Annotated in this window: 14 protein-coding genes; 9 read left to right on the top strand and 5 right to left on the bottom strand. The window is 62.0% G+C overall.

All coding sequences use genetic code 11. The features are described 5' to 3' along the window. Positions 1-11 precede the first annotated feature (11 nt). On the top strand, positions 12-713 hold the full coding sequence (locus tag LY631_RS08585) for a glutathione S-transferase family protein (RefSeq protein WP_274424818.1): 702 nt from the start codon (positions 12-14) through the stop codon (positions 711-713). Between the two features lie 57 nt (positions 714-770). Here LY631_RS08585 and LY631_RS08580 read toward each other — a convergent pair whose 3' ends face one another. Beyond that, positions 771-1112 carry a DUF2147 domain-containing protein gene (locus tag LY631_RS08580; RefSeq protein WP_274424817.1) on the bottom strand — a complete coding sequence of 114 codons (342 nt, stop codon included), beginning with the start codon at positions 1110-1112 and terminating at the stop codon, positions 771-773. 422 nt (positions 1113-1534) lie between these two features. On the opposite strand from LY631_RS08580, the gene LY631_RS08575 reads away from it, so the two are divergent. Then, the gene (locus LY631_RS08575) at positions 1535-1801 is read left to right on the top strand and encodes a sel1 repeat family protein (protein ID WP_274425094.1); all 267 of its coding nucleotides are present in this window, start codon (positions 1535-1537) and stop codon (positions 1799-1801) included. 78 nt (positions 1802-1879) lie between these two features. On the opposite strand, the gene LY631_RS08570 is transcribed toward LY631_RS08575, so the two are convergent. Then, a complete protein-coding gene (locus LY631_RS08570) occupies positions 1880-3844 on the bottom strand; it encodes an acetyl/propionyl/methylcrotonyl-CoA carboxylase subunit alpha (RefSeq protein WP_274424816.1) in 1965 nt (654 codons plus the stop codon). Positions 3845-3953: 109 nt separating this feature from the next. Continuing rightward, the gene (locus LY631_RS08565) at positions 3954-4859 is read right to left on the bottom strand and encodes an ABC transporter substrate-binding protein (protein ID WP_274424815.1); all 906 of its coding nucleotides are present in this window, start codon (positions 4857-4859) and stop codon (positions 3954-3956) included. Between the two features lie 116 nt (positions 4860-4975). On the opposite strand from LY631_RS08565, the gene LY631_RS08560 reads away from it, so the two are divergent. The 7 genes from LY631_RS08560 (at position 4976) to LY631_RS08530 (ending at position 10176) form a co-directional block, all read left to right on the top strand. Further along, positions 4976-5959, top strand: coding sequence for a FecCD family ABC transporter permease (locus LY631_RS08560; RefSeq protein ID WP_274424814.1), 984 nt, complete (start codon positions 4976-4978; stop codon positions 5957-5959). Beyond that, a complete protein-coding gene (locus LY631_RS08555) occupies positions 5956-7002 on the top strand; it encodes a FecCD family ABC transporter permease (protein ID WP_274424812.1) in 1047 nt (348 codons plus the stop codon). The genes LY631_RS08560 and LY631_RS08555 overlap by 4 nt, the downstream gene beginning before the upstream one ends. After that, the gene (locus LY631_RS08550; RefSeq protein WP_274424810.1) at positions 6995-7807 is read left to right on the top strand and encodes an ABC transporter ATP-binding protein; all 813 of its coding nucleotides are present in this window, start codon (positions 6995-6997) and stop codon (positions 7805-7807) included. The genes LY631_RS08555 and LY631_RS08550 overlap by 8 nt, the downstream gene beginning before the upstream one ends. A gap of 911 nt (positions 7808-8718) precedes the next feature. Continuing rightward, positions 8719-9315 carry a DUF922 domain-containing Zn-dependent protease gene (locus LY631_RS08545; RefSeq protein ID WP_274424809.1) on the top strand — a complete coding sequence of 199 codons (597 nt, stop codon included), beginning with the start codon at positions 8719-8721 and terminating at the stop codon, positions 9313-9315. Between the two features lie 74 nt (positions 9316-9389). Continuing rightward, positions 9390-9638, top strand: a complete 249-nt coding sequence (locus LY631_RS08540) for a type II toxin-antitoxin system RelE family toxin (protein WP_274424808.1) — start codon at positions 9390-9392, stop codon at positions 9636-9638. An 11-nt stretch (positions 9639-9649) separates the two neighbouring features. After that, positions 9650-9979, top strand: coding sequence for a helix-turn-helix transcriptional regulator (locus LY631_RS08535; protein ID WP_274424807.1), 330 nt, complete (start codon positions 9650-9652; stop codon positions 9977-9979). Beyond that, positions 9976-10176 carry a DUF922 domain-containing protein gene (locus tag LY631_RS08530; RefSeq protein ID WP_274424805.1) on the top strand — a complete coding sequence of 67 codons (201 nt, stop codon included), beginning with the start codon at positions 9976-9978 and terminating at the stop codon, positions 10174-10176. The genes LY631_RS08535 and LY631_RS08530 overlap by 4 nt, the downstream gene beginning before the upstream one ends. A gap of 60 nt (positions 10177-10236) precedes the next feature. On the opposite strand, the gene LY631_RS08525 is transcribed toward LY631_RS08530, so the two are convergent. Both LY631_RS08525 and LY631_RS08520 read right to left on the bottom strand, forming a co-directional pair. Then, entirely contained in the window at positions 10237-12132 is a 1896-nt protein-coding gene (locus LY631_RS08525; protein WP_274424803.1) for a hypothetical protein, read from the bottom strand. Between the two features lie 107 nt (positions 12133-12239). Continuing rightward, positions 12240-12800: an O-acetyl-ADP-ribose deacetylase gene (locus LY631_RS08520; RefSeq protein WP_274424802.1), complete on the bottom strand. Its 561-nt coding sequence runs from the start codon at positions 12798-12800 to the stop codon at positions 12240-12242. Between the last annotated feature and the right edge of the window lie 182 nt (positions 12801-12982).

Below are 12982 nucleotides of genomic sequence, written 5' to 3'. Positions count from 1 at the left end.
AGGAGAGATGAATGACGACTCAGAACAGTCTGTTCGAACTGCATTATTGGCCCACGCCCAACGGCTGGAAAGTCACCATCATGCTCGAGGAGCTTGGTGTTCCCTATGAGGTGCATTACGTCAATATTGGCCGCGGCCAGCAGTTTCGTCCGGAATTTCTGAAAATCTCGCCCAATAACCGCATGCCCGCGATCATCGATCCGGAAGGGCCGGGTGGCGAGCCCATATCGATCTTCGAGTCCGGCGCGATCCTGCAATATCTCGGCCGCAAGTTCGGCCGCTTCTATCCCTCGGACGAGCGCGCACGCGTCGAGGTCGATCAGTGGCTCTTTTGGCAGGTGGGCGGCTTGGGGCCGATGGCCGGCCAGGCCCACCACTTCCGCAAATATGCTCCGGAGGAGGTGCCCTATGCCATCGAGCGCTATACGAATGAGTGCAATCGCCTCTATGGTGTTATGAACAAGCGCCTTGCCGACCGCGAATTTCTCGCCGGCGAGTATTCGATCGCCGATATGGCCTCTGTCGGATGGGTAAAATCGCACGAGGGGCAGGGGCAGGACCTTAACGACTTCCCCAATCTCAAGCGTTGGTTCGACACGCTCATGGCCCGGCCGGCTGTCGAGCGTGGTCTCGCCGTCGGCCAGGAGCATCGGCGCAACATCGCGGATGACGACGAAGCCAAGAAGGTTCTCTTCGGTCAGCGCGCGCGCTGAAGTGGTTCTAACGCCGTCCCGGACATCTCCGGGAAGGCAACGGGCAAAGGCGGCATCCTACATCCGTGCCCAGGTCTCGTTGCGGCAGATAAGACCGCCGAGCACACACCCGCCCATGGTGAAGGAGGCGCCCTTGAGCGTTCCCTTTCCCTTATAGGTCTTGTCGTTAGCGGGGTCGGTCACCGTTCCCACATAGGCGCCGTTGCCTTGTGCCTCGAAACGGCCGATCTGTTTGCCGGCGTGCTTCCCGGTCTTCAGTGTAATACAATAAGCCGTGCCACAGGCCGCAATCTCCGCCGTGCTGCCGGAGCCCGTCTTCCACTGCCCTTCGATCGGATCGGCAAAGGCAGCAGCCGTTGTCGCCAGGAGCGCCATCGTGCTCAAAAGCATTCCGCGCATCGTATCTCCTCCCGCGCTGCAATGTTACGCAGACGTAAGAGTAATGGAAGTCGGGGCAGGTTGGAAGCGCTCTCTATCAAGCCCCGGCAGGAAGTACCGCGGCGCTTCGCCGCCTGTGCCAAGACAATCCTCTACGCAGGGGCTGAGCGGATCGGGAGTCGTGGTTAGAGAAAGGTTGCTGAGGGACTTCTCAAATATCCCTTAAAATTGCCGTAACTGGTTGATTTACCGTAACTTCTCTGGTTAACAAACCCCTCCGGTTTACGGAATATTTGAGTTTTATTTGCTTCCGATTAAGCACGCCTTTTAACAGCCATTTCAACTGTTCCTGCCATTCTCACGGACAAGGCAACACCGCCACCCAAAACAAAAAAGGCGGGCTGCTCTCAGGTGAGAAACAGGGAATTTGAACGATGGCAACGATGGCACAGAACGACTTTTACAGGACGGAAGCTGGCGCGCAGAACGCCGGCGTTCAGGCGGATGTTCTCCTGCGGCTCGGCATGATGTGCGCCACCGGCCGGGACTGCGAGTTGGATCTCGTGGCCGCGCACAAATGGTTCAACATTGCCGCCATCAAGGGCTCCAACCGCGCTGCCGAGCTGCGGGCGGAACTGGCCTCGAATATGTCGAAGACAGATATCGCCCGCGCGCTCCGCGAAGCGCGTGAATGGATGACGATGCATTGAGAGGAAGGCAATAGGGCATGGGGCGGTAGGCGATGAGCTTAAGCTGAGCTGGCGCCGCGCCTACGCGCCGTTTCTTTCTTACTGCCCATCTCCTACCTCTTCGAACCTCACCAGCACCGCACCATCATTCACCTGCGTACCTTCGCCGGCGATCTCGGCGATGATGCCGTCATGGGGTGCGGTGATGGTGTGCTCCATTTTCATGGCTTCGAGCACCAGGAGCGGTTGGCCCTTCTTGACCGCCTCCTTTGCCGCACCGCGTACCAGCTTCACGAGCCCCGGCATGGGGGCGCGAAGACTGTCTCCGCCCGCGCCGGCCTCTTCTGCAAGCGCCAGAGGATCGTGCAGGGCAAAGGTGAAGCTTTCCCCATCCTCGAAAACCGTTAAATGCCCCGGCCACACTGCCATGCGCAGATCGCCGGCGGGGGTAAGTTGCCATGTCTCGTCATCGTCGCCATCCGCCTGAACACGAAAGCGGCCGTCGCCATCGCCGGTAATGGCGTAGGTAAGCGCGCGCTCGCCGTGATGAATCGTGCGGCGATGGGTGAGGGGATGAAAATGGCCATAGGCCGGGATGGCGTCGAACGGCTCGATCGCGTCCGGCTGATGCTTTGCGCCCGAGGCGGCAAGTGCGGCCACCGCGATCGTCCGTGACTCCGGCTGGGCCGTTGTCGTCAAAGACTCCTGATGGCGCGCGATCAGCCCCGTATCGAGCCTGCCGGCGGCGAATTCCGGATTGCGGACAAGGCGGGCGAGGAAACGCGTGTTGACCGTCGAGCCGGCTACTTCCGTCGCTTCCAGCGCTTCCGCGAGCGCGGCAAGAGCTGCACCGCGGTTCTCCGCATGGGTGATCACCTTTGCGATCATCGGGTCGTAATAGGGCGTGACGGCATCGCCCTGCCGCACGCCGGCGTCGATGCGCAGTGTTGCGCCGGCGGTCTCGTCGGGAAATCGCAAATGGTGCAGCGTCCCGGTTGCCGGCAGGAAATCGCGGGTAGCGTCCTCAGCATAGACGCGCGCCTCGACGGCATGGCCGGACACCGCAATCTCCTGCTGCGTGCGCGGCAACGCCTCGCCGGCAGCCACGCGCAACTGCCACTGCACGAGATCGACTCCGGTCACCATTTCGGTGACTGGATGCTCCACCTGCAGCCGGGTGTTCATCTCCATGAACCAGAAGCGGTCGGGCTTCAGCCCCTGCGACGCATCCGCAATGAACTCGATGGTGCCGGCGCCGCAATAATCGATAGCCTTTGCCGCCTTCACCGCGGCCTGGGTCACCGCCGCGCGCATGGCCTGACTCATTCCGGGGGCGGGGGCTTCCTCGATAACCTTCTGGTGCCGTCGCTGGGCCGAGCAGTCGCGCTCGAACAGGTGCACGACGTTGCCGTGCCTGTCCCCGAAGACCTGCACCTCGATATGGCGTGGCGTCTCGATCAGCTTTTCCACGATTACGCGCTGGTCGCCGAAGGCCGCCTTGGCTTCGCGTTTTGCTGCCGCGAGCGCCTCCGCGAAACGATCGGGATTGTCGACCCGCCGCATGCCTTTGCCGCCGCCGCCCGCGCGCGCCTTGATGAGCACGGGATAGCCCACTTCCCGTGCCTTCGTAGCGAGCACCACCACCTCCTGCGCATCGCCGAAATAGCCGGGCACGACCGGCACGCCCGCTTTGTCCATCAGCTGCTTGGCGGCGTCCTTCAATCCCATTGCGCGAATGGATTTGGCCGAGGGACCTATGAAAACGAGTCCCGCCTTTTCCACCGCCTCGACAAAGTCGGGATTTTCGGAAAGGAAGCCGTAGCCGGGGTGGATTGCTTCTGCGCCGGTCGCCTTCGCCGCCTGGATGATCCGCTCGCCGTTCAGGTAACTTTCACTGGCGGCGGCTCCACCGATGTGAACGGCCTCGTCGGCCAACGTTGTATGCATGGCTTGCGCATCGGCGTCGGAATAGACGGCGACGGTAGCGATCCCCATGCGCTTGGCCGTTCGCATGACGCGAACGGCGCTTTCGCCGCGATTGGCGATCAGGATCTTCTTGAACATCCGCCCTCCAGGGTCGCGCGTATTTGTGCTTTGCAAAGCTATAGCGCACCCGGCGGAGTTGGTCATGTCCCGGCACGGCCTGACCACAGAAAGCCGCGCCGGAAAAGAGCTATTCCGAGACGCCGTAGATGCGGGCAACATCCTCGAGCATGAGCCTGGCGGCAATGATACCGCCCGCCGTGTTCCAAATCGTGTCGTCCACGACGTGCACCTTGCCGGCCTTCACGGCGTCGAGGCTCTTCCAGAGCGGGTCGTTGATGACTTCCTCGGTCAATTTTTCGCCTTCGCCATCGCCGGTATCGTAGGTGAAGTAGAAGATGCGATCGCCATCCATGTCCGGGATACTCTCCTTGCCAACACGCATGACGAACTCATCCACATCCTGATTGGCCGGGCGTTGGAAGCCGATATGCTCCAGCATGTAGCCGGAAAAGCTGTCTTTCTGATAGATGCGGATCTGCCCGGCGGTCATGCGGATGACGCTGACCTTCTCTTCGGTCGCGTCGCCCAGTTTCGCAGCCAGCTCTTCCACATCTGCGTCGAACTCGGCGAGCACCTTCTCACCTTCTTCCTGCCGACCAAGCGCTTCGGCATAGAGCGCGAAGTTTTTGCGCCAGTCGCCGCGAAGCCGCTCGGAAAAGACCGTCGCCGCGATGGCCGAAAGCTGAGGATAGATCGCCTCGTGCCGTGTCTTGTTGCCAAGAATCAGATCGGGCTGAAGAGCGGCGATCAGTTCGAGATTGACAGCGCTTTCCTTGCCGACCGGCGTGGCGTCGCCCATCTCATCCTCGATGTGATCGTACCATGGATCGCCGGTCCAGGAGTTTGCCGCACCCACCGGCTGAACGCCTAGCGTCAGCACCGCTTCCGTGCCCTCATTGGTCAAAATCACGACGCGCTGCGGATCATCCGGCACATCCGTGGTGCCCATGGCATGTGTGACTTCGGCAGCCTGCGCTGCACCACCGGCGAGAAGAAAGCCCGCCGCGGCGGCGATCGTCTTGAACGGCTTCATTCGCGTTCCCCTTTCAAGCTTATCCGGCGCGGGTCATGCAGAAAGATTACCGATGAAGTCAAGTTATAAGTTGACTTGCATTCTCATCTTATGGAAACGGGGCGGCGGAGAATGAAATGAAGCGCGCATTTCTGATACTCGGCCTGCTGGTTCCCGTGCTGGCGGCCGCCAGCCTGCAGTTCGGTGTACACTATACGTCGCCGGCCGAGGTGTGGCGCGCGCTCACGGTGGGCGGCGATGATCAGGCCGCGCTCATCGTCACCACATTGCGTGTCCCGCGCACGATCATCGCTGTTCTGGTCGGGGCGGGGCTCGGTCTTTCCGGGCTGCTGATGCAGACGGTGACGCGCAATCCGCTGGCTGAGCCGGGGCTTCTCGGCATCAACGCGGGTGCGGCTTTCGCCGCGGTGCTCATGGTGACGCTTCTGGGCATCGAGGCACCCCTGCCGCTGACGCTCGCCGCCTGTGCCGGCGCGCTGACCACCGCCACGCTCATTTACTGCATGGCCTGGCTCGGCAATGACAGTGCCTCGCCGCTGCATCTCCTTTTGGCAGGTCTCGTCATGATGGCACTGCTCACCTCCGGCGTGCAGGTTGCGCTCGTTTCAAGCGAACGGGCGATGGAGGAACTGCTGTTCTGGCTCTCCGGCGCCTTCACCAACGGGCAGGTTGCGCTTCTCCTGCCGGCCGCGCTCATCATGGGTACGATTGCCGCTTGCTGCGTATTCTCATCGCGTTTGCTGGATGTTTTGACCGCCGATGATGCGACGGCGGGAGCGCTGGGCGTGCCCGTAGTGGCTGCGCGCGGTACCGCCTTTGCGGCAGCGGCCATACTTGCGGGCATCAGTGTTGCTCTGGCGGGGTCCGTCAATTTCGTCGGCCTAGCCGCGCCGCATCTGGCACGGCGGCTGGGTGCGCGAAGCCACATCCGCCTGATACCGCTTTCCATGCTGGCAGGCGCGAGCCTGGCGCTTGCCGCCGACATCGCCTCGCGCTTCCTCATCTATCCCGCGCAGGCCCCGGTTGGCGCGGTGCTGGCCATGATCGGCGTGCCCGTGCTCCTGATGCTGTTGCGGCGGAAAGGGACGGCGGCTGCATGACGGGCGTGACGGTCATAGCCGAGCCGCGTCCCAAGACGCGCAACGGGACAGCCCTGCTCATCGGCCTCGCCGTGGTTCTCCTTCTGTCGGCGCTGCTGGGCCTGGGAATCGGCAGTTCGTCCATGACGCTTGAACGCCTGCTGCTTGCGGTCATAGGGCAGGGCGCGCAGACCGACGAACTCATCATCTGGACCCTGCGCGCGCCGCGCGTCTTGCTCAGCGGACTGGCGGGTATGACACTGGCGCTTGCGGGGCTTCTCCTGCAGCGGGCGACGCGCAACCCGCTCGCAGCGCCCTCCGTGCTCGGCATTACCGATGGCGCCGCGCTGGGCGCGGTCGGCTTCTTGTTTCTGTTCAGCAACGAATCCAACTCGCTCACCGTCAGCATCTACTGGCAGCCGCTTGCTGCCGCCTGCGGCGCGGCGGTCTTCGCCGTGCTCGTGGCCGTCTTGGCAAAGGGTGCGGCACGCGGGCCGGTGAGCCTCATTCTGCACGGCTTCGCACTCGGCAAGCTGGCGCAGGCGGGCGTGACCATGCTGATGATCGTCGGCCCCGTCTATCGCGCCAATCAGGCCGCCACCTGGCTCGCCGGCTCGGTCCACCAGGCGCGGTGGATCGATGTGGCAATCATTTCGGTTCTGCTGGCGGCCATCGTGCCTGTGGTGCTGCTTCTCGCCCGCCGGATGGACCAGCTTCTGCTCGATGATGCCAGCGCGGAGGCTTCCGGCCTGCCGGTGATGCAAACGCAAGCCCTGCTGCTCGCGCTGGCGGTCGTGCTGACGGCGGCGGCGGTGTCTTTCGTCGGCGCCATCGGCTTTGTCGGCCTGATCGCGCCGCACGCCGCGCGCCTGCTGCTGGGCACCCGCGCCCTGCCGGTCATGATCGGCACGGCGTTCATTGGCGCGGTGCTCGTGGTGCTGGCCGATGTGGTGGTGCGCTATCTGTTCGCGCCTTTCGAAGTGCCGACGGGCGCGGTGACCGCGCTGATAGGCGCGCCGTATTTCCTGTACATTCTCTTCCGATCGGGCCGCGCCCATGCATGACAACACCCTGCAAGACCACGCCGCCCTCGAAATGCGCGATGCCGCCGCCGGCTATGGCGAGCGGCTGGTCTTCGAGGGACTGGATCTCTCGGTCGCGCGCGGGCGCGTCACGGCGCTGTGCGGGCCCAATGGCTGCGGCAAGTCCACCGTGCTCAGGGCCATGCGGGCCATGCTGCCGCTCAGGGCCGGGGCGGTGCATCTCGACGGCGACCCGCTTGAGAACTGGAAGCCTCGCGCGCTTGCCCGACGCATTGCGATGCTGAGCCAAAGCCCCAGCGCGCCGGAGGAAATGACGGTGGTCGATCTCGTCCGCCTCGGCCGCTACGCCCATCGCCGCCGCTTCGGGCGGCCGGGCGCGGAAGACCGCGAGACGGTGGCCGCCGCGCTCGCCGCCACCAGCATCGAGGATCTGTCCGACCGGCCCATCGGAACGCTGTCGGGCGGGCAGATGCAGCGCGTGTGGATCGCCATGGTCATCGCGCAGGCCGCGCCGGTCATCCTGCTCGACGAGCCGACCAACCACCTCGACATCGCCCACGCGCTGGATACGCTCTCGCTGGTGCGCAAGCTCAGCCACGAGGAGGGCAAGACGGTGGTGGTCGTCCTCCACGACCTGAACCTGGCCGCCCGCTTCGCCGACGACATCGTCTTCGTCCGGGAAGGAAAGGTGGCGAGCGCCGGGCCGGTGGGCCGCGTTTTCCACGCGGAGAACATCGAGCAGGTCTTCGGTATCCACTGCCGCGTGCTGCACGACGAGGAAACCGACCGCCCCTTCTGCATTCCGCTGGCGGCAAAGGGCGGGTGAGGGACCGGGGCTGCGCGCCTTCTCTCCTTCGATTCAGTGTGGCGAAAAACCTTGTCACAGCCCATGCCCATCCGTTCCCGCGCGGTGGTCCGCCGGGTTTTGCCTTTGATCGGGAAACGGGGCGCGTGGTCCGAGCCTCTCTATTAATTTATGTGGCGCGTTCCACGCGCCCCGTCGGCCGCTGTCCCGCGGTTGGCCGGTCACTCGGGCCTCCTCTCCTGCCCGGCTGCACCCAATTAGGGGGTGGTCTCTGCCGGGCCGAAGAAGAAGACCTAGCGGCTTCTCCGCGGCTTCCGCGATGCTGTCTGGAACCCAGCATCCGTTTTTCCGAAACACTGTCTCTGACCCAGTGTCCCGGTGCCGCCGGCCTGTTGCGGGCCCTCACATGCCTGTGGCTACCGGAGCACCACAGGGGAAGGCTGCCGCCGCCCTCCCTGATCCCCGGTCCGGACCCGGTTCCCGTGAGGGCGATGGATCCGATGATAAGAGCGGCTGGGCGTTGTAGGATAAAATCAGCCGAAAAAAGCTCGAACTGTTTTCTGATATCGAGCAAAAACAACTGCTTATCTGCCGAAAAAGTGTCTGAGGCGCCATTTTTTATCCCCGCGCGGGATGCTTTATCCGGAGGCGCCGGCGCGTTTCGTCTCCGCTCAGGCATGGATACCAAGGTCGAGCCTTGGTATGACGAAGGCGGGGATGGCGGCGCTAATCTCGAAGGTTGGTGCTTGGCGGAGCCGTTCCCTCGGTCGTCATCCCAGGACTTGATCCTGGAATCCATGCCAGAGCGGTGACGATACGCGACAGCGCTTCCGGAAGCTCACCACCCGGGGGCAGCGCGGGCCTCGGGCATGGAAAGCCTTGACCTGCGGGCGGTTTGGCCGTCATTTCACGAAAAAACCAGAGGAGTGGCGATGAAGGCGGCTTTGCGGTTGGCGCTTTTTGCGGCCTGTTTTCTCCCGTTTCCGGTCGCTGCGCAGGCCGAGTGGGAGCCGGTGGAAACGGTCGAAACCTACGCCGTTTCCGGCGAGACCGGCATCGCGCTTTACGAGTCCATCGGCGAGCGCGGGCCGAAGGTCGGGATCGGGCGCGCCATCGCCTACACGGATTTCAAGCTGACCTGGACGCGCGACTACCAGCCGCGCGGCGGCGGCTGCACGCTTGCCTCGGCAAGGCCGAAGCTCATCATCACCTACCGCCTGCCCGAACTCGCCGGCGACCTGCCGCCCGCCATGCAAAAACGCTGGGACAAATTCATCGACGGGGTGGCCGCGCATGAGCGGGTGCATGGCGAGATCATCACCGACATCGCGCGCAAGATCGAGGCCATGTCGGTCGGCCTGACCATGGCCGACGACCCGGACTGTGCCAAGACGCGGGCCGAGCTACAGCGCCGCCTCGTGCCCATCGCTGCCGAACTCAAACAGCGCAACCGCGCCTTCGACCGCGAGGAGATGAGCGAAGGCGGGAACGTGCACCGGCTGGTGCTGGAGTTGGTGAATGGGGGGTGAGGCGCTTACGCAGGAATGCGCGGGAAATTTTTTGTAGCTGTTGACGACAATGTAGCTGTAAGCTACATAAGGGCATGAAGCGGATCGCCTACAGAGCCGCCGCTGCCAAGGCGCTCCGTCGTATGCCGGCCAATACAGCCAGACGGATCATGGAAAAGATCGAAGCCTATGCCGCCGATCCAGCCTCGCAGGCAAACAACGTGAAGGCCTTGAAAGGGCGCGAGGGCATCAGGCTCAGGGTCGGCGATTGGCGGGTCATCATGCATGACGGTGAAGTTCTGGACGTTCTGCGCATCGGGCCGCGTGGCGGCGTTTACGACTGATGGAGGTGAGCATGGCCGATATGATCACGATCACCCGCGAGGAATATACGAAGCTGCGCGAGGCCGCCGAGGAACTGGCCGACATCGAGGCCTATGACCGGGCGATGGCCGATCCCGGCGAAGCCATTCCCGCCGAATATGTGCGCCGCATGGTGGACGGTGAAAGTCCGCTGCACGTGTTCCGCGATCTCAGGGGCCTCACCCAATCGGCCCTTGCCGAACGCTCCGGCGTGAACCGGGTGCAGATCGCCGAGATCGAGGCGGGCAGGAAGACGGGCTCCGTGCACACGCTGCAGAAGCTGGCTGCGGCGCTAGGCGTGTCTATCGATGATTTGGTGTGACGACGGTGGCCAAGCATGAGCGGGTGCATGGCGAGATCATCACCGACATCGCGCGCAAGATCGCGGCCATGTCGGTCGGCCTGACCATGGCCGACGACCCGGATCGCTCAGAACGCGCGCCGAACTCCAGCGCCGCCTCGTCCCCATCGCCGCCGAACTCAAACAGCGCAACCGCGCCTTCGACCGCGAGGAGATGAGCGAGGGCGGCAATGTGCACCGGCTGGTGCTTGAGCTGGTGAATGGGGGGTGAGGAGACCTCACCCTTGCAGTTCTTCCTCATTAATCCGAGTCGGATTTCGCGGGAGGTGCCGCCGAATGCGTAGCGCGCGAATACCATTGGCCCTCTGGGCTTCTGCTTCCAGCTCCAAAACGACGCGGTCTACCCAAGCTAGTTCATCGCTGAGCTCTTGAGGGACAGCAGGCCGCAAGCGCGCGGAGATTGCATTCTGAATCCAGTACCAATTCTTTGGGTGCGAGCGCATCCAACTTGCAACGAAATCAGCAGGCTGAATCTCGGCGAGCACAGGGACATCTGCATAGGTGGCTCCGCCCTTAGCCGTGTGGTTAAGACGCGAATACAGCGTCTCCCCATCGGTTTCGACCAAATGGAGAATTCCAGGTCCTGCATCTTTCAACTGATCCAACATCACAGCTTTGCGCTCATCGCTAAGATAGCCAAAGATGCCTTCGAACTGCGCGCGATAAGGCTCTTCAACCCAATAGCCGTAACCCGCGTACGCACGACTAAGATCCTCTCGGTCATCCCAAGTCATCGGAGTTGGTTTCAGGCGATTGGCTGCTCTGAGGTCATCGATGTAAGCTCGGCATTCGGCAGCGATTTCAGGGGGAGATTCTGGCAGAAGATCGTTTTGCGCCATCATCAGCCGAAGTGCGAATACGTGAAGCATCTCACCCGGTTCAAGAACTTCACGGTCTCGAAATTCCTGTTCCATGCGTGTCTTTGCCGCTTCGGCAACATTGTCCGGTTGGCTCTGGAACTCAATAAAGACTCTCCACGACGGTAACTCCGTCGGGTTCGCGAAATAAACACTTGCGGCTACGGAACCGGCAATGCGTTTGGCATCATAAACGCCCTCGAAAAGTATTTCCTGAAGTAGGCCATCGGACAGGAGAGTGCTCTCAAGTTGAACCGTTTGGTAGCGATTTTGGGCAGTAACGAATGCGGGCTCCGGCAGCTCTGCTTCGCCTTCACGATTACGGCGCTCCATCTCGTAAATCAGCTGCCTGCCAACTCGATCTCGAATATCCTCAGGCTTGATCCTCATCGCACGCGCCTCAAAATCCAGTGCTGCAACTAGGCGGATGATTTCCCTTGTCGCTTCAGGATGATTGCGCTGTTCTTCCAAAAGACAATTGTACAGACGGACAGTATCCTCCATGACGTGGCGCAGAATACGCAGTGAGCCGACCTGCGATTCCTTAAAGAGACTGACAAGATCCTCGCGGAAACGGAAAAGTGGGTCATTTTCGCTGCCGTTGCCAAACTCCTTTGCAAATTCGGTGTAAGCGGCCTCGACCTCGGGAATAACTTTGATGACTTGGCCGAATATCTTCTCTTGCTGCTCCAATAATTTTTTCGGCAACTTGCCATCGTGCGCAATTACAATCACGCGGCATTTGTGGTGTTCGACGTATCGGTTAATGACACCGAGTAGGTCAGTCGGCTTGATCTTGCACCGCTCGAGATCGTCGAAGATTATTACGCGATCGGTCTCCACCTTATCCCGTATGAAAATGTTTTCGAGTTGCCAATTGAGAGCACCGATTGGAAATCCCAGAGCTGAAACATCTTTGTGAGAATCTGCATCAGCCTTCCTTTTGGCGGTTGCGGGGAACATTGAAGCGAAGACGGCGGCGAATATTTCGCTGGCACTCTGCATTCCGAATAGGCTTACGTAGTAACATCGGTCGTCCGGAATCGCCCGTTTCACTTGAAAGGTCTTGCCAATGCCCCACTCGCCGGTAATGAAAACTGCATAACCGGGGCATTCGCGCGATTCGTAGAAGGCCAGATAGTGGTCGAGCTGTGTCATGTGCCGAGAGCCCCGGCCAGCGGCGTTATCCGCGGACAGCTCCTTGCTGTTTGGCTGAGCACGGAGCTTGCCCACCATGCGTGTGGCCCATTTCTGCATGCCGCCTCCCAGATGCCCGCAAGCCTGTCGTCTTGCGGCTTGCCGTGTAACCTATTGGTTTGACATACGCATCTGCAAGCGTAACGTGCATCTGATGCAAGCTTTCCTCACAGGTCCGTAGCTGTCTTATATGCCGACCAATTGATCTTCTTGAATTTTGCAATCTCCCCCGCATACCCCCGCGTCGTCTCCTCATCAAACCCCACAAAAACAACCTCCTCCGGCGTCTCACTCCCCTCCAGAAAATCCGCCACCGTCTGCACCGCAATACGGGCGGCTTCGTCTTTCGGGTAGCCGTAGACGCCGGTGGAGATAGCGGGGAAGACTATCGTGCGGCAGGCATGGTCGCGAGCAAGCGCCAGCGAGCGGCGGTAGCAGGAGGCGAGCAGGTCCGCCTCGCCCTGGCCGCCGCCGTGCCAGACCGGGCCGACCGTGTGGATGACGTGGCGGGCGGGCAGCCGGTAGGCGTTGGTGATCTTCGCGTCGCCCGTCTCGCAGCCGTTCAGCCGGCGGCATTCTTCCAGCAGTTCGGGGCCGGCGGCGCGGTGGATCGCGCCGTCCACGCCTCCGCCGCCGAGCAGTGAGCTGTTGGCGGCGTTCACGATGGCGTCGGCTTCGATCTTCGTGATGTCGCCGGTGACGGCTGTGATGCGGTCGGTGACGGGCATGTTCGATACTCCGGCCGGTTATATTCGCATGATGACCTTCTCAGGCGCGTTTTCCAAGCATTTGCCCGGGAACATTCGGTTGGGAAGGGCGTTCGACGGCAGCGCCCAAGGCGGGCGACGGTAATCGCATTTGCATATTTTTCGGCCTTATGCGGCCGCATGGGAACAGCGGCCGGTCCCGG

The organism is Chelativorans sp. YIM 93263, from assembly GCF_028767125.1.
Classification (GTDB): domain Bacteria; phylum Pseudomonadota; class Alphaproteobacteria; order Rhizobiales; family Rhizobiaceae; genus Chelativorans.
Note: the sequence above shows the minus strand (reverse complement) of the source record. Positions and strands in the feature narration are given on the sequence as shown.

What these genes read in the sequence shown, in the direction of transcription:
- LY631_RS08550 (WP_274424810.1), top strand. Translation starts at nt 6,995, where the DNA reads ATGCATGACAACACCCTGCAAGACCACGCCGCCCTCGAAATGCGCGAT.
- LY631_RS08545 (WP_274424809.1), top strand. Translation starts at nt 8,719, where the DNA reads ATGAAGGCGGCTTTGCGGTTGGCGCTTTTTGCGGCCTGTTTTCTCCCG.
- LY631_RS08570 (WP_274424816.1), bottom strand. Translation starts at nt 3,844, where the DNA reads ATGTTCAAGAAGATCCTGATCGCCAATCGCGGCGAAAGCGCCGTTCGC.
- LY631_RS08520 (WP_274424802.1), bottom strand. Translation starts at nt 12,800, where the DNA reads ATGCCCGTCACCGACCGCATCACAGCCGTCACCGGCGACATCACGAAG.
- LY631_RS08585 (WP_274424818.1), top strand. Translation starts at nt 12, where the DNA reads ATGACGACTCAGAACAGTCTGTTCGAACTGCATTATTGGCCCACGCCC.
- LY631_RS08560 (WP_274424814.1), top strand. Translation starts at nt 4,976, where the DNA reads ATGAAGCGCGCATTTCTGATACTCGGCCTGCTGGTTCCCGTGCTGGCG.
- LY631_RS08535 (WP_274424807.1), top strand. Translation starts at nt 9,650, where the DNA reads ATGGCCGATATGATCACGATCACCCGCGAGGAATATACGAAGCTGCGC.
- LY631_RS08525 (WP_274424803.1), bottom strand. Translation starts at nt 12,132, where the DNA reads ATGCAGAAATGGGCCACACGCATGGTGGGCAAGCTCCGTGCTCAGCCA.
- LY631_RS08555 (WP_274424812.1), top strand. Translation starts at nt 5,956, where the DNA reads ATGACGGGCGTGACGGTCATAGCCGAGCCGCGTCCCAAGACGCGCAAC.
- LY631_RS08580 (WP_274424817.1), bottom strand. Translation starts at nt 1,112, where the DNA reads ATGCGCGGAATGCTTTTGAGCACGATGGCGCTCCTGGCGACAACGGCT.
- LY631_RS08540 (WP_274424808.1), top strand. Translation starts at nt 9,390, where the DNA reads ATGAAGCGGATCGCCTACAGAGCCGCCGCTGCCAAGGCGCTCCGTCGT.
- LY631_RS08565 (WP_274424815.1), bottom strand. Translation starts at nt 4,859, where the DNA reads ATGAAGCCGTTCAAGACGATCGCCGCCGCGGCGGGCTTTCTTCTCGCC.
- LY631_RS08575 (WP_274425094.1), top strand. Translation starts at nt 1,535, where the DNA reads ATGGCACAGAACGACTTTTACAGGACGGAAGCTGGCGCGCAGAACGCC.